The sequence below is a fragment of the Methylobacterium sp. J-030 genome (assembly GCF_022829545.1).
GTDB lineage: Bacteria > Pseudomonadota > Alphaproteobacteria > Rhizobiales > Beijerinckiaceae > Methylobacterium.
Genome location: NZ_JAKSYM010000102.1, coordinates 1 through 1,974 on the forward strand (window position 1 = coordinate 1; position 1,974 = coordinate 1,974).

A 1,974-nucleotide genomic window follows, 5' to 3' on the forward strand; every position below is an offset into this window, starting at 1 on the left:
TACGACCGAGAAGTTCAAACGCTTCAAGCGCTGGAAGCACGAGGCGGTTCTGGAGGCCATGCAGAGACGGCTCGACGCCATGCCTGACGCCATGGCGATCCGGCGCGCCACGGTCGAGCACGTCTTCGGAACGCTGCAAGCCTGGATGGGCAGTAGGGCGGTCCTGACGAGGCGCCGGAAAGGCGTGCGGACCGGGAGGAGCCGCGCGATCCTCGCCTACAGCATGAAGCGGATGCTCCGCCTGTGCGGCGCAACCCGGCTCGTCCAAGCCATTCGAGCCTGAAGCCGTCGACCGCGCCGCCGTCATCATCCTGCCGACCAGCGCTGGCGACCACGATCAATGCGTTTTGACACGGCCTCGGTCGAAAGCTGCCGCCTACATATGTCGGGAAAACCGTCGTTTTCCGTGCACGACCAATCGTGTTACCCGCCGTTGCGTTCCAATATGGCTTGCGCAATGGAACGACGTAGCTGGAACTGAGCCGTGCCGTTCACCCGCGGCGCCTGGGCCTGTCGCAAAGGCGATAACGCCGGTTTTCACGAGTTATTAGCCCTACCTGCCCAGCTGGCCGCCTCCGCCTCTGAGCCGGCCCATGATCCTTAACGCACCTGACCTCAAGTTGAAATGAGAAGCCGGCGGCGACTTCAGAGGCCGGCACTTCGAGGCCAGCCTGATCGTGCAGGCGGTGTCCTGGTACCTGCACTACGCGCTCAGCTACCGCAGTATCGGAGAGATGCTCCTGGAACGTGGCATGAAGATGGATCACTCCACCATCAACCGTGGGGTGCTGGCCTACGCGCCACCATCGAGCACCGCCTACGCCAGTTCCGCAAGCCGAACTGCAGGTCTATGCGCGTGGACGGAACCTACATCCGCGTCCGGGACCAATGGCGGGATCTCTAACCGCGCCATCGACAAGCACGGCGAGGCAGTCGACTTCCTGCTCAGCCGTGGCGCTGCCTGCTAGGTTAGATACCGACGCTCACCGCGCCCGCTTCCGCTGCCTGTCTCACGGTGGCTCCGCTCCGAAGCGCCATGGCTATCGCGGTCGACGTGGTGTCGACGGCAAGTGCTCGATCCTCTCCGTGGTCATAGGGGCTATTCTCGCCGGAACTCAGCCTTGCGTGATAATTGTCCGGGAAACTCTTATCCATCCGCAGCTTCAGCATGTTTGTGGCAGCATGATAGTCGTCCTCGAAATTCCTAGCCTTTGCCGATGTTTCCCCGACGTAAACCCCCGCCTCTTTCTCCTTAGCCATAGAGGTGCTTCTTTGCTCATCTCCGCTGCCGAGGAAGAACTGAATGATCATGGAGATCAGCCAACTGATGATGTTCATCGGGGGGCTCCTGAGCGGGCAGCAGCGGATGCGCCCTGTCATAGAAGACAACGCATCCCGACAGGCTTCGGACGCCGAGGTGATGTCATGACCGCCACTCACCGGGAGGCCTGCTGATGTCCGAGACTGCCCGCATGCCCCATCCCGGACAGACCTCGGCCGAGCGCCGCGCCCTCGACCGGATCGGCTGCGGCAAGTCCCCGGGCTGCTCGGCAAAGACGCTGAAGGCCCTGCTCGATGCCGGTCTGATCGTCGACCACGGCGGAGAAGTCCGGCGCGACGCCTTCGGGCTCTACAAAGTACCGTCCTATGGCATGCCGCTCCCGGTCCACTACCAGTGGTGCAGCGCCGCCGCCTTCACCGACGAGGAGATGGAAGCGTTCGAGGCCGAGATGAGCGCCAGCCATGACCGCCACGCGCCAGCGCGCCCGCGAGTGGGAAATTTTGGCATCAAGCCGGTGCAGCAAGCCCGATGACGTCCAGCGAGTACCGCAACATCCCTCTACAGGATGCGCAGACCTCGGGCCGCGACCTCTGTTGGCACACCGCGACGCTTAGGTCGCCTCGTTCGCGCTTGCCGCTTCACGTGAGCCTTGATCTCGCTTCTCGTTCGCCGAGGTTCGCGGTGCTGACTTG

General features: G+C 63.0%; 2 protein-coding genes and 2 pseudogenes. 3 read left to right on the forward strand and 1 reads right to left on the reverse strand.

Annotated elements, in window-relative coordinates; translation table 11 throughout:
* Positions 1–283 (forward strand): annotated as a pseudogene (locus MKK75_RS06265) (IS5/IS1182 family transposase); the annotation flags it as partial.
* A 310-nt stretch (positions 284–593) separates the two neighbouring features.
* Positions 594–950: pseudogene (locus MKK75_RS06270) on the forward strand (DDE-type integrase/transposase/recombinase); the annotation flags it as partial.
* A gap of 19 nt (positions 951–969) precedes the next feature.
* Here MKK75_RS06270 and MKK75_RS06275 read toward each other — a convergent pair.
* On the reverse strand, positions 970–1,338 hold the full coding sequence (locus tag MKK75_RS06275; protein WP_244041756.1) for a hypothetical protein: 369 nt from the start codon (positions 1,336–1,338) through the stop codon (positions 970–972).
* A gap of 116 nt (positions 1,339–1,454) precedes the next feature.
* Here MKK75_RS06275 and MKK75_RS06280 point away from each other — a divergent pair, with 116 nt between their 5' ends.
* Positions 1,455–1,814 (forward strand): hypothetical protein, encoded by a 360-nt coding sequence (locus MKK75_RS06280; protein ID WP_244041757.1) that lies wholly within the window; start codon positions 1,455–1,457, stop codon positions 1,812–1,814.
* The last annotated feature ends 160 nt before the right edge of the window (positions 1,815–1,974 follow it).